This window comes from Synechocystis sp. PCC 7509 (assembly GCF_000332075.2).
In the GTDB taxonomy this organism is placed as follows: domain Bacteria; phylum Cyanobacteriota; class Cyanobacteriia; order Cyanobacteriales; family Chroococcidiopsidaceae; genus Aliterella.
Genome location: NZ_KI966369.1, coordinates 158946 through 179907 on the forward strand (window position 1 = coordinate 158946; position 20962 = coordinate 179907).

Annotated in this window: 24 protein-coding genes; 15 read left to right on the forward strand and 9 right to left on the reverse strand. The window is 41.2% G+C overall.

The window, feature by feature from the left end; all coding sequences use genetic code 11:
• The first annotated feature begins 48 nt into the window (after positions 1-48).
• The gene (locus SYN7509_RS0223680) at positions 49-717 is read left to right on the forward strand and encodes a hypothetical protein (RefSeq protein WP_009630526.1); all 669 of its coding nucleotides are present in this window, start codon (positions 49-51) and stop codon (positions 715-717) included.
• A 62-nt stretch (positions 718-779) separates the two neighbouring features.
• Here SYN7509_RS0223680 and SYN7509_RS0223685 read toward each other — a convergent pair whose 3' ends face one another.
• Complete coding sequence (locus SYN7509_RS0223685) at positions 780-1781, reverse strand: tyrosine-type recombinase/integrase (protein WP_202807380.1); 1002 nt, start codon at positions 1779-1781, stop codon at positions 780-782.
• A gap of 244 nt (positions 1782-2025) precedes the next feature.
• On the opposite strand from SYN7509_RS0223685, the gene SYN7509_RS0223690 reads away from it, so the two are divergent.
• Positions 2026-2307 (forward strand): HU family DNA-binding protein, encoded by a 282-nt coding sequence (locus SYN7509_RS0223690; RefSeq protein ID WP_028954571.1) that lies wholly within the window; start codon positions 2026-2028, stop codon positions 2305-2307.
• Positions 2308-2344: 37 nt separating this feature from the next.
• On the opposite strand, the gene SYN7509_RS30360 is transcribed toward SYN7509_RS0223690, so the two are convergent.
• From SYN7509_RS30360 to SYN7509_RS31960, 5 genes are all read right to left on the reverse strand, one after another.
• A complete protein-coding gene (locus tag SYN7509_RS30360; protein ID WP_009630523.1) occupies positions 2345-2497 on the reverse strand; it encodes a hypothetical protein in 153 nt (50 codons plus the stop codon).
• A gap of 25 nt (positions 2498-2522) precedes the next feature.
• Entirely contained in the window at positions 2523-3221 is a 699-nt protein-coding gene (locus tag SYN7509_RS0223700) for a hypothetical protein (protein WP_009630522.1), read from the reverse strand.
• Positions 3205-4596, reverse strand: a complete 1392-nt coding sequence (locus SYN7509_RS0223705) for a hypothetical protein (protein ID WP_009630521.1) — start codon at positions 4594-4596, stop codon at positions 3205-3207. The genes SYN7509_RS0223700 and SYN7509_RS0223705 overlap by 17 nt, the downstream gene beginning before the upstream one ends.
• 58 nt (positions 4597-4654) lie before the next feature.
• Positions 4655-5881: a hypothetical protein gene (locus SYN7509_RS27955; protein WP_051482690.1), complete on the reverse strand. Its 1227-nt coding sequence runs from the start codon at positions 5879-5881 to the stop codon at positions 4655-4657.
• 298 nt (positions 5882-6179) lie between these two features.
• Complete coding sequence (locus tag SYN7509_RS31960) at positions 6180-6794, reverse strand: hypothetical protein (protein WP_009630535.1); 615 nt, start codon at positions 6792-6794, stop codon at positions 6180-6182.
• A 66-nt stretch (positions 6795-6860) separates the two neighbouring features.
• Between SYN7509_RS31960 and SYN7509_RS30365 the strand changes: the two genes are divergently transcribed.
• From SYN7509_RS30365 to SYN7509_RS27960, 9 genes are all read left to right on the forward strand, one after another.
• Positions 6861-7001, forward strand: a complete 141-nt coding sequence (locus SYN7509_RS30365; RefSeq protein ID WP_158506201.1) for a hypothetical protein — start codon at positions 6861-6863, stop codon at positions 6999-7001.
• Positions 7002-8230: 1229 nt separating this feature from the next.
• Positions 8231-8674, forward strand: coding sequence for a sigma factor (locus tag SYN7509_RS0223735; protein ID WP_028954575.1), 444 nt, complete (start codon positions 8231-8233; stop codon positions 8672-8674).
• A 43-nt stretch (positions 8675-8717) separates the two neighbouring features.
• Positions 8718-9428 (forward strand): IS6 family transposase, encoded by a 711-nt coding sequence (locus SYN7509_RS0223740; protein WP_028954484.1) that lies wholly within the window; start codon positions 8718-8720, stop codon positions 9426-9428.
• A gap of 64 nt (positions 9429-9492) precedes the next feature.
• Complete coding sequence (locus SYN7509_RS0223745) at positions 9493-10542, forward strand: PDDEXK nuclease domain-containing protein (protein WP_009630538.1); 1050 nt, start codon at positions 9493-9495, stop codon at positions 10540-10542.
• A 514-nt stretch (positions 10543-11056) separates the two neighbouring features.
• Positions 11057-13930 carry a helicase-related protein gene (locus tag SYN7509_RS0223755; RefSeq protein WP_009630539.1) on the forward strand — a complete coding sequence of 958 codons (2874 nt, stop codon included), beginning with the start codon at positions 11057-11059 and terminating at the stop codon, positions 13928-13930.
• Between the two features lie 59 nt (positions 13931-13989).
• Entirely contained in the window at positions 13990-14664 is a 675-nt protein-coding gene (locus SYN7509_RS0223760) for a hypothetical protein (protein ID WP_009630540.1), read from the forward strand.
• 178 nt (positions 14665-14842) lie between these two features.
• A complete protein-coding gene (locus SYN7509_RS0223765; protein WP_009630541.1) occupies positions 14843-15244 on the forward strand; it encodes a hypothetical protein in 402 nt (133 codons plus the stop codon).
• A 20-nt stretch (positions 15245-15264) separates the two neighbouring features.
• A complete protein-coding gene (locus SYN7509_RS0223770; RefSeq protein ID WP_009630542.1) occupies positions 15265-15822 on the forward strand; it encodes a Uma2 family endonuclease in 558 nt (185 codons plus the stop codon).
• Positions 15800-16546 (forward strand): GIY-YIG nuclease family protein, encoded by a 747-nt coding sequence (locus SYN7509_RS27960; protein WP_148298182.1) that lies wholly within the window; start codon positions 15800-15802, stop codon positions 16544-16546. Before SYN7509_RS0223770 ends, SYN7509_RS27960 begins: the two co-directional genes overlap by 23 nt.
• 96 nt (positions 16547-16642) lie before the next feature.
• Here the strand turns inward: SYN7509_RS27960 and SYN7509_RS0223780 are convergent, their stop codons facing one another.
• From SYN7509_RS0223780 to SYN7509_RS27965, 3 genes are read right to left on the reverse strand one after another with little or no spacing between them, the layout of a single operon-like run.
• Positions 16643-17275: a hypothetical protein gene (locus tag SYN7509_RS0223780; RefSeq protein ID WP_009630544.1), complete on the reverse strand. Its 633-nt coding sequence runs from the start codon at positions 17273-17275 to the stop codon at positions 16643-16645.
• Positions 17276-17304: 29 nt separating this feature from the next.
• Positions 17305-17607, reverse strand: coding sequence for a hypothetical protein (locus tag SYN7509_RS29985; RefSeq protein WP_148298183.1), 303 nt, complete (start codon positions 17605-17607; stop codon positions 17305-17307).
• A gap of 38 nt (positions 17608-17645) precedes the next feature.
• Positions 17646-18185: a GIY-YIG nuclease family protein gene (locus tag SYN7509_RS27965; protein WP_009630545.1), complete on the reverse strand. Its 540-nt coding sequence runs from the start codon at positions 18183-18185 to the stop codon at positions 17646-17648.
• Between the two features lie 113 nt (positions 18186-18298).
• On the opposite strand from SYN7509_RS27965, the gene SYN7509_RS0223790 reads away from it, so the two are divergent.
• From SYN7509_RS0223790 to SYN7509_RS0223810, 4 genes are all read left to right on the forward strand, one after another.
• Positions 18299-18571 carry a hypothetical protein gene (locus SYN7509_RS0223790; protein WP_009630546.1) on the forward strand — a complete coding sequence of 91 codons (273 nt, stop codon included), beginning with the start codon at positions 18299-18301 and terminating at the stop codon, positions 18569-18571.
• 65 nt (positions 18572-18636) lie between these two features.
• Complete coding sequence (locus SYN7509_RS29990) at positions 18637-18843, forward strand: hypothetical protein (RefSeq protein ID WP_148298184.1); 207 nt, start codon at positions 18637-18639, stop codon at positions 18841-18843.
• Positions 18844-19061: 218 nt separating this feature from the next.
• Positions 19062-20123 carry a DUF262 domain-containing protein gene (locus SYN7509_RS0223805; RefSeq protein WP_009630547.1) on the forward strand — a complete coding sequence of 354 codons (1062 nt, stop codon included), beginning with the start codon at positions 19062-19064 and terminating at the stop codon, positions 20121-20123.
• On the forward strand, positions 20124-20756 hold the full coding sequence (locus SYN7509_RS0223810) for a hypothetical protein (protein WP_009630548.1): 633 nt from the start codon (positions 20124-20126) through the stop codon (positions 20754-20756).
• Positions 20757-20962: the final 206 nt, after the last annotated feature.

Consider the following 20962-nt stretch of genomic DNA (forward strand, 5'->3'; position numbering starts at 1 on the left):
AATAGGAAATAAACCTTTATACTTATTCAACTTAAGTTATTATTTGCGGTGCAAAACTCCTCCATTTCTTCTCCTTCATCTGACTCCATCGTTGCCAAACTTTTAGAAGTTGATGCTGACTTAGCAGTGGCGGAAGCCCAGTTAGCGGCTCAACTCCAATCGATTCAAGAACAACGTCACAGTCTCAAAAACGTCATCAGCCTATTTCCTTCTGTAGATACTGCCGTTTCTACACCTGTAGTCACACCAACCCCAGTTTTTGAAGAACAAGAAAAACCCCCTGTTTCAGAAGTGGCAACTCCAGAATTAGAGGATACAACGGTAGATACTACCGAAGCTGCGCCATCCACTCAAAAGCGACAAGGAAAGAAAAACCTATCTTCTACTAGCAAGTCAAATAAAAAATCTTTACCCACCAAAAACGTAAATAAGGAAGCAGATACTTGGCAGCAGTACCTAAAAGATGACTTTAGCAACGCTAGTCTAGCAGAGGCTGTCGCTGAAGTTATGCAACAGCAACAAGAGCAGGTATTAGAGATTACAACAATACTAGATGCCCTTTTTGTCGAGGAGATCCCAAAAGAGTTAAGAACTAAGGCGCGAGAACGTGTCTCCAATGTCCTATCAGTGGGTGCGAAGAGAGGAAAATGGTATCGAGGGCTTGCTGGTAAATATAGTATGTCAAGTGCCGCCGTTGAGGAAGACTCAGCAGTATAACAAACGGGAAATCCTATTGACTTAGATCGGCGTTACCGCAGCGTAATTGCTCCATGCTTGAATCATTCATCGTAAGGAATGTGCAATAATTCTACAGCTTGACGTTTGGCTGCCTCACCTCTACGGTCATACTTAGCTGTAGTCATAGGATTGGCATGACCTGCTAATTGAGAAACCGTTACTAAGTCGGCTCCCGCGTCTAGTAAAGACGAAATAAATGTGCGGCGGCAATCATGGGGAGAGAAGGAGTCTACCCCAGCCTGCTTTGCTCGTTTCTGGAGAATATACAACACTGATTGGTCAGTCAAGCGTCGCCTCATCACCCGATGACTTTTACTAACTGGATATAACAAAGGACCTGCTTTGACTCCTCTAACTTCTAGCCAAGCTGACACTGCCTTCATCCCGCTACTAGGCAAGTACACGGTCCGGTCTTTACCGCCTTTACCACCGCGCACCTTGATTGCACCACTACTAGGGTCAAAATCGCTTAAGTCTATAGACACTACCTCCTGCCTCCTCACCCCCGAACCCATGAGGATAATAAACAGCGCCGAGTCTCTCCTCCCAGCAGCAGTCAAATCAGTCTTGATAACTTGCATAATTGCAACAATCTCGGCAGGCTTCAGCGCTCTACCCCGTAATTCCTTAGTGAATCTAACATTTTCAATATCCACAGCGTCTGTATAATCGCTTGGCGACATTAACTTGAGTTTCTTGGCTTCCTTTAACACTCGGCGTAGAGCGCACAGCATTTGATTGACCGTTGAGGGAGCAAACTTCGTAACCAGTACCGCTCTTATTGCTGCTGTATGATGATAACGCAATTTGCTCCAGTCTAAGGTGAGGCGATCGCACTGTCCTTGGGTCAGGAGATTGGCAATCAGGTCTAAGTTCCGTCCCATCGTTTGCTGCGACTTAGGACGTAACTGGGAAAGATATACTGCGGCTGGATGTTGGACAAGACTTTGGGGCTGCAATAGGTGCAGGTCGTCGTGGGGGGAAAATTTTGTCTCCAGGGCATCATCAGCCTTACTCATCACAATCAAGGAAAACGCGCTCACCTGTTTCTACAATAGCTTGTAGCGGCATGAGCGCAGCATTACTTATTCAAACTATCATTATCAAAAGTAATTTTCAGCGCCGCGAAGATAGCTTGTGACCAACCTTCCGCAGCGAAGAAGATCGCGAGGGAGGGAAAGCTTAAGAGTACAATCAACTCTAATAAATGAGTATTCTCAAGGAGTACGCTTGCACTCTCTAGCACCTGCCCATAGAATAGCAACGGTGTTAGGAGTTACAAAGGTTATGAATAAAGCTGAATTAGTTGATGCGATCGCCCAAAAAACCAATGTTAGCAAGAAAGAAACTGATACCATCTTGACTGCCATAGTAGAGGAAATTATGCTAGCAGTTGCAAGTGGGAATAAAGTAACTTTTGTCGGTTTTGGCTCCTTTGAGCCGCGCGAACGCCAAGCCCGTGAAGGCCGTAACCCCAGCACAGGTAAATCAATTGCTATCCCAGCAACTCGCGTCCCTGCTTTTTCTGCGGGGAAGTCTTTTAAGGATAAGGTTGCTTCGACTGCGTAAGCGTTAATTTGCTTAAGTCATGAGGATGGACTAGACCTTAATAGCGTAATAAGTAATTAGTACACAAGAGGTGCGATCCCACTGTCAAATTTTCAATTAAGGTTAAGTCGTCCAACAAAATTTGATGAATTTTGTCAGGACTATAACCATCTTTAGCTGTTGCATAAGCCACGACGGAATCTGTTTTCATCCAATGAAGTGGGTCGGTGTTTTGGCTATAGTGCTGCCATAGCTTTACTCTCTTGTGGCAACGTATCGGTTGCAGCCTTTGTACTCGTGCAAACGTTCTCTCGCTTATGCTCTACTAGCTTCGGCTTCCCTAGGGAACCACGCACACAACATCCCTTCGCCAAAACCAATTTTGCTTTTTGCCGTTTTACTTCTAGTTCCCAAATTTGCCCTACAGCTTCCACAGGCAAACTCCCTACAATTTGTAAGACAAAGGGTTGATATTTCAAGCCATGCTTTTTACCTTTACGTCGCTGGTCGTTCCGCCGAATGACGATAGTAATCCTTCCATCTTCCACCGACTCGATTTGCCCTACTAGCTTAAACCCATTAACTTTTCTTTGATTGTCTTTCTTTAGCTTAGGAGAAGACAAGCCAGTTGATTCTAGCGTGTTAATGTTGACCAGTAAAAAATTTAGTGGCTCTGTGCTTGGGTAAACTGTCCATAAAGCATCCTTTGGGAACAAATCTAGCTTTGTGCTGTAATTGGGAAACTTCTTGTTCAGTTGATGATGCAAGCGCCCCTTTAATTGTGCAGGGATAGCAACACCGTCAGGAGTGACCAGCACTCCACAATCTGGATTGTCCGCACTCGGTTGATAATTGCCGATAACCCAGCCGATCGCCTGATAGGTAATTGCTTTGTTACTCCTTTTAGCTTGGTTTGTCTCAATTTTCAATTCCATAACGTTGCTCCATAAAAGTCAGTAATTCGGCTTCAAAATCCGTTAGATAGGTTTGCCTACCGAAAGATTCTAAGACTGTATATACGCAACGATCTAACAACCCACTTTCTCGCAACCGTCTAATCCGTTTGAGCGTCTCTGGTAACTGACGGCGTACATCTGGTAAATCAATGGAGTTAAGATTTTCAGGCTTCACAGCAAACTCTCCGTCATAAACGTCAACTACTACTGTAAATTCTCTTAGCTCCGATGCGATCGCCCAGCAGCCATTATATTTACGTTCATTGCCTTCTAATCTAGTTAGGATAAACACACCACCGATTTGGCAAAAATCACTGGCTTTAACCAAAGGCTTTTCTTTGAGGCGTTCAACAATGCCTTTGACAATGCGACCACTGGGAACTTTGCCGCCAGATTCATCTACAGCCTGTTGCCATACTTTGCATTGCTCTTTGGGGTTTAGCTCAATCAAGTCACGTATTTGACGTTCACTACTTGGCAAAATTTGTGTACCATTGGTACACAAATTTTCTATAACATTTGCAGCATCAATTAGCTGATAAGGACGACGGCGTGTAAATCCAAATCGGTCGCGGCAGTAAGCTTCAAAAGTTTTATGAGTAGAGCGATAAAGCCGCTCATCTCTTAATCGACGTAATGCTGTACCAGCTTCAACGAATGCTAGTTCTACCTTTCGTTCCAACCAATGCCGCTCTTTCTCCTCATCTTCGGTTAATACCTCAAGCTGGACAGTTACAGCGATCGTGAGTGTATTTTCTGGTGTTCGCTCTTCTAGTTCTTCTGTTGGCGGATTATCCATGAAAATTTCCTGGTTAAATACAGCACTGTGTTTTAGATCCTTCTCGCCTTCGCTTTGAAAAGATTTTTCAACTTTCTGCCACTCCTCGCGCTCAAAAACCATCTCCTCAGTAGTTTCTACCGCTCCAAGCGCCAACAGCCGAGCTACCGTAAAATTTTTGCCAGCTTCTTTGTGACCATCAACAATTTTTATGCGATCGCCCACCGCAATAATTTTTGCCAGCGCCGCACCATCAATTAGTAACAAGTTCGGCTGTTCGGGTATTTGAATTGTGTTATCCCAACTTACCCAAACCACACCCATACCCCCAGGTGTAACTTTTAATTCCTTAACGATTCCTAGTTGGCTTGAATTAAGACGATATACGGGCATTCCTACTTCAAAAACCGCCCATGCTTGCAAGTTCTGTCGTTTCTCTAAAACCCCTGTCAACTCTTTTTCTAGCTGTTTATGCTCTTTAACTTTGCTTTTTTGTCCGCGTAGGTTGTCTAGACTCGTATGCAATTGATTTTCTTGCTTCGTCAGCAAAGATATTTCTTCAGTAACACTAATCATAGTTTTGCCAAATATGTAGAGATTGAATTAACCAACTTCCAAACTTATCCAACAGTTTCTAGGCACTCTCTAGCTCATTGCTTGAACTAACTACCAGTGCCTCAATTTCTACCCAGTCAAGATGCCGCACTTCACTCCACAGCTTTTGAAGGCCGCCGACAAAGTACACCATGATATCCCCGTCATGGGATTGAGAAAACTGCATTAACTGCCGCTTCAATGCCTCGTTTGCCCAATCTCCCCATCCGCCCCCTGGCTTAGTTGGAACGGGTTTGAGTCCTTTTTTAACTGCGGAAATAAATAAACCTAACCCTGGTTTCTTTTTCCAAGTAGCCAACGCTTGCTTGAAATACTGCATTGCTGGCTCAATACTGTCAGGGTTTTGGTTCAACGCATTAGTTAGATTTGAATTAGACCCTAAACTCTCAGCACTTTCACCAACAATCCGCGCCAATTCTTCCACTAGCTGCGAATAGTCTTCCACCTTACTTAATTCTTGAGCTTTTACCGAATAGCTTGTTGAATCCGCCAAATCGATATCAGATGAAAGTACAGCTTTTTTACTTCGTTGCCTTGGTAGTGATTCAGTTTTGTCTTGACTATTAGCTAGAAATGACCGCTCCTTAATTTCTGACAAGACAGATTTGGTTTCCGCTACAAAAGAAGCAAATATGGGTTTCAGAGCATCAGTGAGCGATTGAGCTAGTTGCTGTGATAACTCCAATATTTGTCTACTTGACTTAACTTCTTCCCCCTCCCCTGTTTTTTCCCCTTGGGGAGTAAGGGGGGATTGGGGGATTACCTTAAGGGAAATACCTTCAGATGGAATACCTTCGTCTATCACTTCTGATAGGGGTAGGGGTATCGCATCTGATAGGGGGGTTCTATCACTTCTGGTAGGGCTATCATTTTTAGTACCCCTATTACTTCTGATAGGGGTGGGTGACTTTGCCCTTAAATTAATAAATGCACGAAGTTCTTGTAAGCGATCGCATTCCACCCATTTATGCTGAGGCGTTAAGCGATAAAGGGTGCTGTAGCCTGGGCGTTCGATACTTTCAACTAACTTAGCCAGCTTCAGCAAGGATACAGCTTTCCTTGCCCTACCTAAGCTCATACAGCAAGCACTCGCCATATTAGCAAGACTCTCCCACGCTTCCCCATTCCCAGCGCGGCGAGTTATCCGGGCATAGATGCGAAATTCATAAGGGTCTAACCCGTAGTCGTCTATTTCTCGTCTAACGAACAGGCTTAATTCACTTCCCTCTTTGACGGCGGCAGTCATTGCACTGCCCCCTTAATTTTTACGAGGTCTACACCGCTATCGAACTTTACAGTAAATATTCGTTGTTGGGTTAAAGAAAGTGTACGAAGACACTTCACTTTAGAAAAATACCTGCTAAAAAATTGCGAGAATTTAGCTAAAGAGTCCCCATTACTCTCTAGATTTGATATATTCATAATTAGTGTTGCGCTCTGTTTGTAAATGTTTGGCGTAACTGTAGAACCCCCTAACCTGTTCCACCAGGCGGGGACACATTTAACATCGGCATAGACAACTTTCTTAGCTAGTACAAAGAAAACTAGCTGACAAAATACCTTGGCGTGAACCAATATTTTATTGCCTGTGTTATGTTAGTTATTAGAATAACACAACTGTTAGTAAATACAATAACACAAGCCAAAATCGCTGTAAGCCATATGTATGTATGTGAGTCCGTAAGTAAAGAAAAGTTTTTGCAACTCTCGTACAGGGATCTGAGACAGCGCACGGGTATACAAATAAGTAATTGGTCTAAATGGTTCAATGGTGGAATATCACCTACACTTGATACTTTACGTAAAATTGCAAATGACTTAAATATGCCCTTTTTTGAATTGATAGAAGCTTTTGAGGAAAGGCGTTCTATTACCATGCAGCGATCAAAGGAAGCAACAATAGTTTGAGTTAACTCAGCACAAATAGAGTTGGTTAAGTTTTTAGCTCCATGTAATAACCGTAACTTTATAACCTCAATAGCAAACAGGTCAATTTGCTCACAACTTATGGTCAGCTTGACTGAATTTAGTGAAGTGCTGACCTGTTGGACTTGTTTTAAATTTGTATCTAAACTGTAAATTAGCTCATATACATCATCACCACACTTACTTTTTATTCTTAGACCTAGCCATGCTAACGAATAGATAGACGTTTCCATTCTAAAATAATCCTCAATGTTATTAAGACTTATTGCCTAGCAGCCTCAATTTTAGAAGTAGCTGCAATGGCTGTAATTCCTATGCTGCCATTATCTAATGCCCTTGAACCAAAAGAATTTGAAATTATTTTGGGAAATAACTTGCCAAAAGGCACACTAAAGTTGCACAATACTACTAAGAGCATTGACGTTCTGACCTCCATGTAAACGGTGTTTGGTCGGAGCCTTCGGTGGCGGAAGATAATAGTCTGCGCTAACAGACTTTCCCCTACCAACGAAGCTTATTCAATTGAATAGATCATACTAGAAATTGGCAGTTAAAGTTAAGTTTCCTTAGAACTTTTTTTAGAGTCTGGATTTTGATAGGTTGTTATCTAGAAAACTAGGAGCAACATTTCTAGTAAAAAACTAAGTTTCTAAAATACTAGCGTAATTTGCTTTACAGGATCTATATATCAACAACTTTTAATTTTATAATCATAACTAATTGTGTTTGTGATTATAAATTTTTTGTATTTCGTTTAAACAATTTTGGTAGCTTGATTAAACTCAACAGTCAAACAGACTATGTATAGCGTAGAAGCGCACTCGTCCGCTATCCTTCCCCTCCTTGTTCGCTCCGAATATGGCTCTTGCTATTTCTCCACTTTAAAATAAATTTATAATCATAAACACTAGCCGTTATGATTATAAATTATATATTTATCTGTAATGACTGAACTTATAACAAGCCTAGGGCAATTGCAAAATTAGCTTGAGAGCAAAAATCCATACCCCTGATGGTTCTAAGGCGTTGGCAGAGAACACTACAATTCTTAATATTTAATGTTCAATTTAGCTTGACAGGTAATCTAGATCCTATAAGATGAATCTGTAGCTAATAAATCGGAGCTACAACTGCTGCTTTTTTAAAAATCATAAATTCTTGATCGAGCAAGCACTAATTACTTAGTGCTGTGCTGATTGCAGTAGTTTTTGATTTCACAAACGATCTAAATTCAATTATTAACTTGGGTGATAAAACCCTTGCAGGAGAGGCATTAGTCTCTACTAACTTCTTGTTGCGGCACTAACAATTAGTGACTGCTTAATTGCCCTTTTATGGGGCAACGGTTTTTGATGTAATAGTAAGCAAATCATTTAAATCGATGAAAAATCCCCAAGCTAATCCAGGCTGTCCGCAGGCAGTTTCGGCAATTCTTAGCCTTAAGCAACACTACGCAATGGAGCTTTTACTAATAAAAAAAATTAACTTGCTAAACTCTCGGCAATGGAGAGTGCATATCTCCAGCAATACAGAGTTCTTAACTTAGTAAACAGCAGAGAAGAAATGTTTTCCCACCTCCGGCGATTTCAGTCTTTGAATCTCTGCACCGAATTATCTGTTTCAAAACACAAAAGTTTTGTACTGACCAAAAGCAATACTGAGACACAGCATGGCTAACTTAAATAGTACAATTACACTTCAAACCGAGCAAAATTTAATTGAAGTTTGTCAAAGAATGCTTTGCGCTCCAAACAAAGAAGCATTAACGCATAGTGAAAAGCGCTCAGGAGATCGCGCCTTTGCCGAACTTCTTAAGCGATATAACAGATGGATTTGGAAGCAAATCAACTCGATTCCTAGGTTAGACTCAGATGATGCTTACTCAGCAGCGCTTGAGGGCTTCCAAAAGGCGATCGCTACATTCAACTTGACCACTGGAAATGCGCTGGCATCATGGGCTTATCATTGTGTGCGAGGCGCATTGGGGACAGTGTTACGCGATCAGCTTGGTCAAGCAGCTAGAGTCGAAAAACTTGCAGCCACTACTTCGCTTGTCTACGAAGATGAGCTTAGAGATCCTTATGAAGAAGGGTTGTGTTGCAAAAAATGGTAGGCTGAAATAATTCCGCTAGAGAAAATCATTGTACCGGCCTCTAATGAATTCTAAATCCCCCTTCAAGTGGCGGCATTATCAGTCAGAAATCATCCTACGTTGTGTTCGGTGGTATCTAAGCTATCCGCTTTCCTATCGCCAAGTAACAGAGATGGTGAACGAGCGGGGATTAGATATACATCACAGCACCGTCTTCCGTTGGGTGCAAGAATATAGTCCAGAAATGGACAAACGAGTCAGACCGTATCTAAAGCTTACTAATGACTCATGGCGGGTAGATGAAACCTATATTTTGGTCAAAGGCAAGCAGAAGTATTTATACCGAGCAGTCGATTCGGCAGGGAACACCTTAGACTTCCTCCTCACAGCGAAGCGGGATGCGAAAGCGGCGAAACGGTTTTTGCGTAAGACATTGAAAGCAATTCACACTTCCGTACCAAGAGTCATCACTGTGGATAAGAACCCTGCTTATCCAAAAGCGATTAACGTACTCAAAGCTGCCAATAAGTTACCCGAAGTAGTGAAATTACGACAGATTAAATATCTCAATAATATTGTGGAGCAAGACCATCGGGGGATAAAACGATTAGTCAAACCAGGAATGGGATTTGGCTCCTTCAACACTGCAAGAAGAACCATTCGGGGATATGAAACTCTGAACATGGTTAGAAAAGGACAAGTTATTGGTGTTCCCAGGGGAGCCATCAAAGAGCGACTTGTCTTTATCTATCAAATCTTTGGGGTAGTTGCATAATTTCAACTCCTGCCACAGGGGTTTTCTGTCTTCACTAAGTTTTTGCAACACAACCAAAAATAGTATGTCAAATGACCGAGCTTCAATAGCTGAAGGCTACGATGACTTCCTCCGCGACCTCAAACAACGTATCCGCAGCGCTCAAGTACGGGCGGTACTTGCTGTTAACCGCGAGTTGGTATTACTTTACTGGCAGATTGGGCGGGACATCCTGACGAGACAACAGCAGCAAGGCTGGGGAGCTAAAGTAATTGAGCGCTTGTCTGCGGACTTACGCTCATCGTTTTCAGAAATGAAGGGTTTTTCAAGGACAAATCTTCTCTATATGAGAGCATTTGCTGAAGCTTACCCAGATAAGGTATTTGTCCAGCAAGCTGCTGGACAAATACCTTGGTTTCACAACTGCACTCTCCTAGACAAAGTAAAAAATCCTACCGAGCGGCTGTGGTACATCCAGCAGACAATCGAATACGGTTGGAGTCGCAACATTTTAGTTCATCAAATTGAAAGCGGACTGTACCGCCGCCAGGGAAAAGCAACTACTAACTTTGACCGAACTCTGCCTAAGCCCCAATCGGAACTAGCGCAGCAGTTGTTGAAAGACCCTTATAATTTTGACTTTCTAAGTTTAGGAAAGGATGCACTAGAACGCGACTTGGAACGGGCTTTGATAGACCACATCCGCGATTTCTTATTAGAGCTAGGGGTCGGGTTCGCCTTTGTAGGTAGCCAGTACCATCTTGAAGTAGGAGGACAAGACTTTTACATCGACCTGCTGTTCTATCATCTACGTTTGAGATGCTATGTGGTCGTCGATCTAAAAATGTCAGATTTTCAGCCAGAGTTTTCGGGCAAGATGAACTTTTATCTCTCAGCCACCGACGACTTGCTACGCCACCCGGACGACCAACCTAGTATTGGGATAATTTTGTGTAAAAGTAAAAATCAGGCGATCGCTGAGTATGCTTTGCGCGATCTCAATAAACCGATTGGCGTTTCTGCCTACCAACTTCAAAGTGCATTGCCAGAACAATTGAAAAGCAGTTTGCCAACAATCGAAGAATTGGAAGATGTTTTAGAGACGGTTTCAGTAGAAGCCACCAATGAAGAATGAATTGGACAACTAATTACCAATAGAGAAGCTGACTGCACGTCTTTGTTTTAGACTTTTAGAGTGCAAAAATATTGAATTAGTGAGTTTTTGAATTTTTGAGTACGCAAAAGTTTGTAAATATCCGGTTAGATTAATTCTCTTACATTAGTGCGGCTAAGGGCTGCAAGTTGGGGTTATTTGTATAAACCCTATTTCTGCTCATGCTAAGTGCAATTCTAAAGTAACTTAGATCCTTATTGAGGTTTTTGGGTTAGTGCGATGCCTGCGGCGGCGGAGCTATCGCCCTCCGTGAAAGGATTTCTAATAAATGCTAGTGCTAATGATGTCATGCTGTAGGCTTCAAGCTTAAAAATGGGAATAATAGATTAATTGAAAAGTGACTTTATAAATGCCAGCTAATTACACTGATGTTGGAAAGCGCTTATGGGAAGCCGCCGATGAGCTACGGGCTAATTTCAAGCTAAAATCGAGCGACACTTACTCACCACAATTTATTTAATAAAAGGACAACAACTTGGTTTCATCCGGCTTTGAATCCGACAAGCAAATGATGAATTTACCGCCAACATGGTTTGAATCGCGTATTACCCACGATCAAATTCGTTCTTGTTTCTCTGCGGGTAAAGAAGAAATTCGCATCGCCTCTGGATTTTTCACCATCAGGGGTTGGGGGTTAATTCGCAACACCACAGATGGGAAGCGCGTCTATCTTCTTGTCGGTATAGATGAACCAGGAGAAGAACGAGCTAGGGCTGTTTTAGTCAAAGAAATTCTACATGACTTAGCAACAGGGCGAGATCGAGATCGCCGACAAAGCGTGCAGGACTTAGTAGAAAAAATGGAGTCTGGTTTACTACGGATGGTAGATGCGCGCGCTACGTCTCATCACGGCAAACTCTACATTGTGGATCGCTCCATAGCCATTGTTGCTTCCGCTAATACAACAGGACGCGGTTTTCTTGAGCAAAAAGAAGCTGGTGGTCTTTATGGTCCTTCGCTAATTGAACGCTTTATTGAACAATATGGCAATCAAAACATTACTCCTGCTCTGATAGAGCAACTCCATCACTTTATGCAAATGATGGTAGCTAATTATGTATGTAAATTTGATGAGTATTTTGCTATTGCCAAAGATATCACTCAGGAGTTACTTGAAGCGTTAAAACGCTGGTTACAACTAGCTTCACCTTGGGATATTTATCTCAAAACTATTCTAGCTTTAGAAGAAGTCACTGATGTTAAGAGCAGCTATACCAAAACTCCAGTTTCGTATCAACAAGATATGATTGCTCAAACCCTAAGACAAATACGGCAGCATAGCGGGTCAATGCTAGTTGCATCGACTGGGCTAGGGAAAACCGTAGTAGGAGTTCATGTAGCCATACATCTTAAAGCTGAAGACTTAATTGATAAAGTAATTGTTATTTGTCCCAATGCTGTCCGAAGCATTTGGAAACGTGAAATGTGTGCGGCTAGTATCTACTCTGAATTCTTTAATCTTGAAATTTTAGATAAAAAAGATTCTAAAGAAGCTCATGCTCTTGAAGATTGGGCAGAGATCGAGCGAAATATTAAAAATAGTCGGTGGCTACTGATATTTGATGAGAGTCATAAACTGAGAAAACGGTATCCTAATAACTTTAAAAATAAAAGATATAGAGAAAAAGATAAAAAAGAGCGCAAAGCTTTTACTCGCATCAAGAAACTTGTTGAATCTGGCAATGTCAAAGTTCTGCTTTTAACAGGTTCTCCTTATGCTACAGAAATTGACAATATAAATACTCAGTTGTTACTTCTACCTCATACTAATTTGAGCCATGCTTTGTTGCCTGAATTTGTAGATGGATGCTCATGGCGTATTTCTGAAATTGATGAATTTATCAATGATTTTCCTGTGGGATCTCAATTAACTACTCCTCACGTAGCTAGGTATTATGGAAAGACTGATTCTGAAGGAGTACACATTGATTTTAATGGCACGAAAAAATATGTTCCCGAACTAATTCTTCATAGTATTTATGTTCCTTTACCTCTAGAAAATGAGATAGCTCAAGTCATCAATGAGGGCTATTTTCATCTAAGTACACCCCATCCTATATACCGAAAAAATATAGAAACTCAAGTCAAAACTAGCTGGAGCAGTTCTCTTTTAGCAATTCAAAATACACTGGAGCGTACTATTGATACTCCAGGCGGCGATAAACAATTTCCTTTTGCTAAAAGTCAAAAATCTAAATTTGCTCGTTCTAAGTCAGAGCGCCAGACAGCATTGCTACCGATAATTAACCAACTATCGCAGCTAAACTACGATCAAGACTGGAAACTCCAAACCCTTATTACTTTGTTGAAAAAACACATTGAGCAAGAAAAAGCAATTATCTTTTGTGAGCGTCTTATTACAGCATTTTACTTAGAACAAGCTCTCAACATTTTGATGCCGGATTTGAGAATATTCAGCACTGTAATTAAAAACCCTCAAGGGGCTGTAGATTATGACAATGAATATATCCAGAAAGATCATACGCTTATAGAGACAGCTATTGAGAAATTTGCGCCTATAGCTAATAATGCGGTAGGGCGACATCAAGAAACTTATAATATTTTTATTGCCACAGATGCTTATGGAATTGGCGTTAATATGCAAGACGCATCTGTTGTTTTCAATTATGATATTGCTTGGACTCCCATTGAGCCAATTCAGAGAGCCGGACGAATCTTACGTTTGTGGGATTCTCCGCGTCAGGTACAGGTATATACTTTTATTCCTACAGTAACAACGTCAATTGACCTTAAATATGAATTACTAAATATTAAGCAACGATGGCAAAATCTGGTAGAGCGGCATGGCGAATCCCAAAAAATTATTGATTTACCAGTGTTAACCAATAACACAGTTGAAGAAATTTATCTGCCAAATTTAGCTCCACAGAAAGTAGTGATTGAGTCAGGGAGTTTTAAACTTGATGTGGCTGATGATAAAGATGTCTCACCTTTCTTTAAGCACACAGCAAAGCTGCAACTCAATCGCCATTATGCTCAAGCAATTCACAACGATATTATTAGTGCCAAGCTCTATAACGGTCATAGTCCGCTAATCTACGTTTTACTTAAGCACAACGACAAATATTATTGGTCTGTGTATGAACCTACAACTAAAAGACTGCGTGAGCCAACGGCTATCAAACTCCTTGATTTAATCCAATGCACTCAAGATACTGAAGTAGCTTGGGTTGAATCAGAGTTGATAGAAGAGTTAAGCGATGATTGCATTAGCGCCTGGTGTAATCAACATGACGTTGATGAGAAAGAAATAGTAAGGGAGTGTGCTTTGTACTTAAAACCCCAACAGGAAGGAGATGTGGCAAAAGATTGGCTAAATTCCCTATAAATCAGACAATTGGGGTTTGTTGAACTAAGCGCTCCTCTCAAGAGCTATATAAATAAACTATGCCAAACCTGCCCCAAGACTCAAACTATTTGCCACCCATTGGAATCGATATTACCGAGCAAATCAACGGGCGCATGGCACAGCAGCACACCCAGCAAAATATCCCGCTCTTAGAACTATTTGCGCCTAGCGTACTGAAGGAAGCGATCGCTCAGTACAAATCAGGGTCGCTTCGGGGCATGGTTCTTCTTCACGAAACCAGCAAGGGGCGGAAGTTTCTATATGTTACTGCTACAGATAGTTCCACAGCGCTGTGGATGACTGCTTTAAGTACAAAACGAGTGATAGCCGACTTGCTTTTAACCTACGACCCAAGCAAAGCAGCCGTACTTGTGATGGTCAATCAGACCACCGTTCAACCATTTTTGGTTTCCCTTGATGCCACGATGAAATCCCTTGGCGTATTTCAAGTAGACCAGACTCCTATTACCTTACCTCCTGAAGTAAGCTTTCAAAGGCAGCAGCAAGGAGGGTTTTATTGCTATGCTTTTACCCACAGCACCCTCGGCAGTTTAGGACGGATTCTGCTTATCCCACACGGAACGCAGCAGATGGAATTTAGGTGCGAAGTAACTGGCGATCCATCGGAGCCACTTACCCAAAAACGGCTGGCAATATTCCAGCCCATCGCACACGAGTTGACCCAGCGCTTAGAGCAAGGCTTGCAAAAATGAGTTAATTCTAAGCCACGAGCAAATCTTTCTCCAGTGTAATTCCGCTCTCTCCTAAGAACGTGAAAACTTATTAAAGGAGAGTCGTGTTGGTGTAGCGTGGACTAAGATTGAAGCAAAGTCCAAAATTTTGATTGCCGGGGCGATCGCGTCTGATTCAATAAAACTAGGATTAACTGATATGCTTTGCGAATTCACTGTTTACGACGACGATAACTTCGAGGAAGCTGATGATGAATCTGTTGGCTCTGACGATGAGGACTTTGATGAAGACTATCTGGAAAACTATGTTTTAAAGCCTGACCAAGAGTTTATATCTCGATGCAATGGCGCGATCGCATCTCTAAGAAACTCCTTAACATCTGAAGGAATTGCTGTATCGGAACTTGATAGTTGGTTCGTAGAGGGATTAAAACTTTTGTATGCTGCCTGCTTTGTGGATCAGTTTCTTAACTTGAATACGGCAACAAATTTTGTGCGAACCTTGGCTATCCTGGAATCTGAGATCCGCGAACGAGACGCACATATTCAAGTCGTCCTTAAACGATTCCAGACTTTTCCCCCTGTTACCGAAAAAAAATAGTTTGGTATTGACAAAGCGCCATGCTAACCAACCTCACCAATCTAACTCTCGAACAATTCTGGACATTGCCAGAAGGAGAGACTGCTTACGAATTAATAGACGGACAAGCCATACCCAAAGTGTCACCTAAATATTTTCATTCCTCGCTGCAAAGAGCATTGCTGAGGCTATTTGATGCTTGGTGTCCTGGTAATGGACGAATTAGACCAGAGTGGTCAGTTATCCTAAAACGCAATGGTTCGCCTTGGGTTCCTACTCCTGATTTAACTTACATTTCCTATGCTCGTTTACCTAAAAGTTGGAAACGCAATGAAGCTTGTCCTATACCCTGCGATTTAGCAATTGAGATTATTTCCCCAGACCAAACATTTAAGCAGTTAGCAGACAAAGCCCTTGACTACATCAAGGCGGGGGTATTGAGGGTATGGGTTATAGATCCTGAAACTTTTAGCATTACAGTTTTCTTAAGAGATGGTTCGCGCTCCTCATTCTCCGGCGATGCCAAAATTATTGATGCGCTGCTGCCTGGTTTAGAAATAACACCAAAAGTTATTTTTGAGGAAGCCGAACTACTTTGACGCAACTAAGATGCGATCGCACGGGCAGGCGCGAAAATGTCCACAATTTATGAAGGAAGTTTTCTTTACACCGCGAACTCCCTCTGAGCCTATCAAGGGTATGGGGTGGATAGAAATAAATGATGATGCCGTAAAGCGGCTAGGTATTCATCATTTATATAAATGTATGTTTCGTGGTGGCAATTTTGAGATTATTGGACCAGATGGGTTGAAGTTCAATGCCTACCTGGATAATCCTTACGGTTTTGGAGGTCGTCATAAGAAACGCTTTATTGTACATAGTCATGGAGAGGCAGTTTTGCTTCTTGTGCAGAAGAAATTAACTATCGATGCAGTGCTACATTTTGTCCGCAGTTGGGCAAAGCCTGATGCTAGACTTATCACCCCTGGGAAACGAGTAATAAATCTCAGCAGTGAGTATGCTGATTTACCTAGTTATGTCTACTTCATCTTCAACTCTGAATGCAATGCAATCAAAATTGGCTTTGCTAAGGATGTGCTTAAGCGTTTAGCAGCGCTCCAAACCAGCAGCCCTGGTCAACTTGAACTACTTGGAGTAATTAAAACCCACAGCGCTAGAACTGCTAAACAATTGGAGGGGACGTTACACCAGCAATTTGCCCAATTGCATATAAGTGACGAGTGGTTTAAAGCAGAGAAAACACTACTCAACTATCTGAAAGAGGTGACTCAGATGAATGTGGGTAGTAATGGATTGGATTAATTGTCTATTTGCAGGCGGAAACAAAACCCTTGATGGCGATCGCCACGACTAATTTAGTCGTGGCTTTCTTTTGAGAGGTTTTATCAATTCTTTGAACTACTCGGCAACCAATACAGGCAATCCAGATAGCTTACGAAGGTCATTGAGTGCTGTTTGTTCATCAGACGTGGATCGAACAGCAAACGAAACTTTATTAGCGAAACGAGCTTGAAAACCTACTAAAAACTTGGCGCTCTTGTCTTGATCTTCAAACGACTCAATGAGAGCGCGTCCAAAGGTATGACGACTGTTCTGCACAATTAACGTATAAATTAACTGATTGCTTCGAGACGCTGGGTGAATAATTGCGCCAAGCCCCCGACTCTCCAAATCAGAGGTTGTTACAGTAAATTTTGATTTATCTGAATGGATATAGCTAGAACGAACCTGTTGCATACCCCAAGTAAGAGCAGTGTCACCAAGCACAATCGCGCTTTCTGCTGGCTTAATATCTACGGCTGTAGCAACAGACGTAATTACAGTATCAACCGCAACTACGATATAGTTAGCTCCGAAATGCAGGCAAGAGCCTTTACGGATGTAAACTTCGCCCTCCGCAGGAGTAGTCACAGTCAGGCTAACAACTTTATCACCAACCGCGATCACTGTGCTTGAGGTGATGGTATAGACTACAGGCTCGTCACTGCAACCATTTAGACCGCCAATATAAATAAACGTATTAACAGACATAGAATAAACCTTGAAAGTACGAGTCTAGGTTAAGCGCGAAAAAAAGCCGAGTAATTGACACCTTTCGCTTTACAGCTATTTCTGTTTTGGTTTTGATGCAATCGCGCTTTTACAGCAAAATGTGCGCCAATGGGGGACAAACCAGACCAGCGCAAATATGTACTGGCAGTACACACTCTCACGCAGCATAATCGCCCGTTACTATAAATCATGTAACCATCATTGCGGTGGAGACAAAACCTTTGGTGGATGATCGCCCTCAAGCTTATTAGCTGCTTGAGGGTTTTTTGTGTACCAATGGCGCACAAAATAGACGAGCCAAAAATGTCCACAATTTGTGGAACTTAAAAGCACAGAAAGTCGCACTCATCTAAAACGAGCTTTTTAAAAGTTCACAAAAATGTTTGTACGCTTCTGGCGGCAAAGCCCAAAGTAATTTTTCAACGCTATCAATTCTAAGATTATCCCCTTTACGAAATCTGCTAATTTGGGATGTACTTACTCCGCTAGCGTTGGCAAGTTCAACAGCCGATAGTTTATATTGAAACATTACTTCTTTAAATGCCCGTGCGAATATTTGAAGTCTCGGATCGCTTGTTTCGACCACTACGGTTATCGGTGCATTAAAAGGCGGATTAAACCAGTCAATTAGGGCAACCTCAATTTGCGCTCTTATTTCTGGGCTGGAGTTTACTTCTAACCAAGCAATAGTTCCAGAATCAATATTTTTTAATTCAGACCATCTGTGATGACCTACCCAACGCTGGCGAATATTAATCGAGCGCCCAATATATTGCACTTGACCCAAATTATTAAGCACAAAATAGATTCCAGGTTTTGTTGGAAGCTGTGATCGCCTTTCTAAAGGTAGAGAAGGGAGTCCAAGGGGGTTGATACTACTTAGATTCATTATTATTACTAGCTATCACACTGTATTAGTCTTTATCACTGTTTAATAGCCTTTGTTATCAGTTGTTATCAAGTATTGCTATAAGAGCTATTAATTGATAAAAGGTGATAGCAATGAGCGAACGAGTACAGGTAATATTTCGCTGGGACAGGTCGAAACTAGAGCAACTTAAAGCATGGGCGGCTAGTGAAAGACTCACCCTTCAGGAGGTCTTAGAATCCCTAGCTGCAAAGTTTTTAGCTGACCCTGATAGCAGGAAGATAACTGAAGATAACATCTGTATATCAAGCTTGATAACAAGGCTAGAGGAGGTAAAGAAAACCGTTGCCGTCCTACCAGAACGAGTAGCAGCCCTGGAGTTAAAAGTGGGGGAGTTAAGCGCCTGAGAGACGAGGCGAAATCTCTTAAGCAGAAACCGCGCCAAACAATTGCACGGGGCGAAATTACAGATGTGACCGCCGCGCCCGACTTCGATCGGGAAACGCGATCGCGCAAAGAACTAGGCAAGCTATTCAATGTCAGCCATGAAGCGATTCGGATTTGGGAAGAAAACGGAAAACTTATTGAGTTGGGATGGGAGCGAATACCCCACATCAAAAGTCCAGTGAAGTACAGCCGTACTACCCCGCTAATCGACCCAGCTTCTGTTCTAAATTAATTACTCGCAGTAAGGAGCAAGACCCCGATGGACTAGCTTGGGAGTTTCAGGAGGGCAAATATTACCCAGTGCAAGTTTAAAACAGAGTGGCAATCACTATACAAAACGAGTTATTAGGGAATACGATGATCTCTGTGTTCGTTGAAGCGCTAAGAGCAATTTCGCCAACAATAGCTACCTTTAACTTTTGTTGAAAATTTAAAGAAAAGTATTCGTATATGAAAATCATAAGAAATACAATACCAATTTCAGATTTGTTTAACTTGATGGTCGATAACGAACTTACCATTAATAGAAGCTACCAAAGAAGTTCAGGTCTTTGGCCACACAATGCAAGAGCATACTTTATAGATACTGTGTTAAACGAATTTCCTTTTCCAAAGGTAGTCGTAAGACAAATAGTAGACTTGAAAACGAAAAAAACAAAAAGAGAAATAATTGATGGTCAACAGAGGCTAACAACAATTAGAGATTACATACAAGACAAATTTAGATTATCAAATGTAAGTAGAAATTACCAAGGTTTATCTTTTAGCGAATTGCCTGATGATATAAAGGCTAAACTTCTTGCATATGAAGTATCCACTGATACTGTAGTTTCAGCAACAGAAGATGAAGTATTAGAAATATTTAGAAGAATAAATTCTTATACCTTGCCACTAAAAGAGCCAGAAAAAAGGCATGCCTCCTATCAAGGAGATTTTAAATGGTTTATTAAAAACATTATTGATTCGTATTCGCCTATGCTTGAAAAATACAAAATTCTTAGTGTGAAAGATATTTCAAGAATGATGGATGCGGAGTTAGTAACGGAATTATGCCAAGTAATTACAGATGGAATAAAAACTAGAAGAAGTACAGTTTTGGAAAAGCTTTACAAAGATAATGATGGTTGTTTTGCTAATAGAAAGGAAGTGGAACTCAAACTCACTGAAACACTAGATTTTATTAAAGTAGAACTAAATCAGGTGTTAGAGAGTGAAGTTTTGAGTAGCTATTCGTTTTACTCTTTGTTTACAGCACTACTATATAATCGTTATGGAATACCTAATATATCTCTCAGTGATATGAGTGGTATAGATTCAATCGGAGTGTATACTTTCGATGTCAATCAGTCTATTCAAAATATTCTAGAACTATTCAATGCAACTGAACAGAAGAATGGCAACAGCAAATATTTTAGTTTTGTGAAAGCCTCAGCAGGTGCAACTACGAGTGATGTTAACAGGCGAATAAGATTAAATTGGCTTGTTAGAGCATTACAAAATAAATTAGATTAAATGTACTTTCTTAGAAAGAAAAAAACCAGATTTGCTCAAATTTCAAATTTAGCACTCGCCCATTATAATTTTGCCGATAGCAATCAAGCTAGGAAATTTATTGTAGCTACTGGGCTACTTAATCACATATGGCAAAATTGGAATCAATTCTGGAGAGCTTACTGGCTTGCTCATATGATTGGTGGAAGAGATTTGAAGAATAACCAAATAATCCCCTTGTTTTCTAATTTAAGTGAACCTCAAGCACTTTATCATCTACTCACCCTTATAGGTAAAAAGACGAGAGGTTCAACAGGGTCGGTTATGGCATCTTATCAAGAAGCAACTTGGGGAGATATTAAAATAATTCAAGATTTAGCTTTAGCGTTGTCATCAACGAGAAATAGTGTAAGCAATGTTCTTAATGCAGCTTCTCTTTTTAGTTTAACAATAGAGCATATTCAAATAATTAGAAATGCACAAATTCATATTTCAAAAAGCAATATGAATAAGTTAACATCGGTAGTTCCATACTATCTAATATCAAAACCAAAGTATCCCTATGACATAATTGAGGCAAAAGAATTAAGTTCAGGCAAGACCGCAATTAATGCATGGGTTGAAAACATGAACGATTTTTTAAATTATCTCTAAAGAAGAAAAGCCAATTCAAGAACTGTAAGAGCGTGTTGATAAAGTTTTCCTAAACTTGCTAAGTCATTGTTGCAAATCATTCCCACATAAATAAAATTGTGCTTCAGCAAAGCGTTGGATAAACAGCAACATCTAGCCATGTCCAAGGTTCTGCCGTTAGGTCTGCTCTTTGAGCGGCAGCAATACCATTACGGGAATGTCTCTAA

Excerpts from the sequence above, each read along its gene's own strand:
- SYN7509_RS0223690 (WP_028954571.1), top strand. The coding sequence starts at position 2,026 with ATGAATAAAGCTGAATTAGTTGATGCGATCGCCCAAAAAACCAATGTT.
- SYN7509_RS30360 (WP_009630523.1), bottom strand. The coding sequence starts at position 2,497 with ATGAAAACAGATTCCGTCGTGGCTTATGCAACAGCTAAAGATGGTTAT.
- SYN7509_RS0223700 (WP_009630522.1), bottom strand. The coding sequence starts at position 3,221 with ATGGAATTGAAAATTGAGACAAACCAAGCTAAAAGGAGTAACAAAGCA.
- SYN7509_RS0223705 (WP_009630521.1), bottom strand. The coding sequence starts at position 4,596 with ATGATTAGTGTTACTGAAGAAATATCTTTGCTGACGAAGCAAGAAAAT.
- SYN7509_RS27955 (WP_051482690.1), bottom strand. The coding sequence starts at position 5,881 with ATGACTGCCGCCGTCAAAGAGGGAAGTGAATTAAGCCTGTTCGTTAGA.
- SYN7509_RS31960 (WP_009630535.1), bottom strand. The coding sequence starts at position 6,794 with ATGGAAACGTCTATCTATTCGTTAGCATGGCTAGGTCTAAGAATAAAA.
- SYN7509_RS30365 (WP_158506201.1), top strand. The coding sequence starts at position 6,861 with ATGGCTGTAATTCCTATGCTGCCATTATCTAATGCCCTTGAACCAAAA.
- SYN7509_RS0223735 (WP_028954575.1), top strand. The coding sequence starts at position 8,231 with ATGGCTAACTTAAATAGTACAATTACACTTCAAACCGAGCAAAATTTA.
- SYN7509_RS0223740 (WP_028954484.1), top strand. The coding sequence starts at position 8,718 with ATGAATTCTAAATCCCCCTTCAAGTGGCGGCATTATCAGTCAGAAATC.
- SYN7509_RS0223745 (WP_009630538.1), top strand. The coding sequence starts at position 9,493 with ATGTCAAATGACCGAGCTTCAATAGCTGAAGGCTACGATGACTTCCTC.
- SYN7509_RS0223760 (WP_009630540.1), top strand. The coding sequence starts at position 13,990 with ATGCCAAACCTGCCCCAAGACTCAAACTATTTGCCACCCATTGGAATC.
- SYN7509_RS0223765 (WP_009630541.1), top strand. The coding sequence starts at position 14,843 with ATGCTTTGCGAATTCACTGTTTACGACGACGATAACTTCGAGGAAGCT.
- SYN7509_RS0223770 (WP_009630542.1), top strand. The coding sequence starts at position 15,265 with ATGCTAACCAACCTCACCAATCTAACTCTCGAACAATTCTGGACATTG.
- SYN7509_RS0223780 (WP_009630544.1), bottom strand. The coding sequence starts at position 17,275 with ATGTCTGTTAATACGTTTATTTATATTGGCGGTCTAAATGGTTGCAGT.
- SYN7509_RS27965 (WP_009630545.1), bottom strand. The coding sequence starts at position 18,185 with ATGAATCTAAGTAGTATCAACCCCCTTGGACTCCCTTCTCTACCTTTA.
- SYN7509_RS0223790 (WP_009630546.1), top strand. The coding sequence starts at position 18,299 with ATGAGCGAACGAGTACAGGTAATATTTCGCTGGGACAGGTCGAAACTA.
- SYN7509_RS0223805 (WP_009630547.1), top strand. The coding sequence starts at position 19,062 with ATGAAAATCATAAGAAATACAATACCAATTTCAGATTTGTTTAACTTG.
- SYN7509_RS0223810 (WP_009630548.1), top strand. The coding sequence starts at position 20,124 with ATGTACTTTCTTAGAAAGAAAAAAACCAGATTTGCTCAAATTTCAAAT.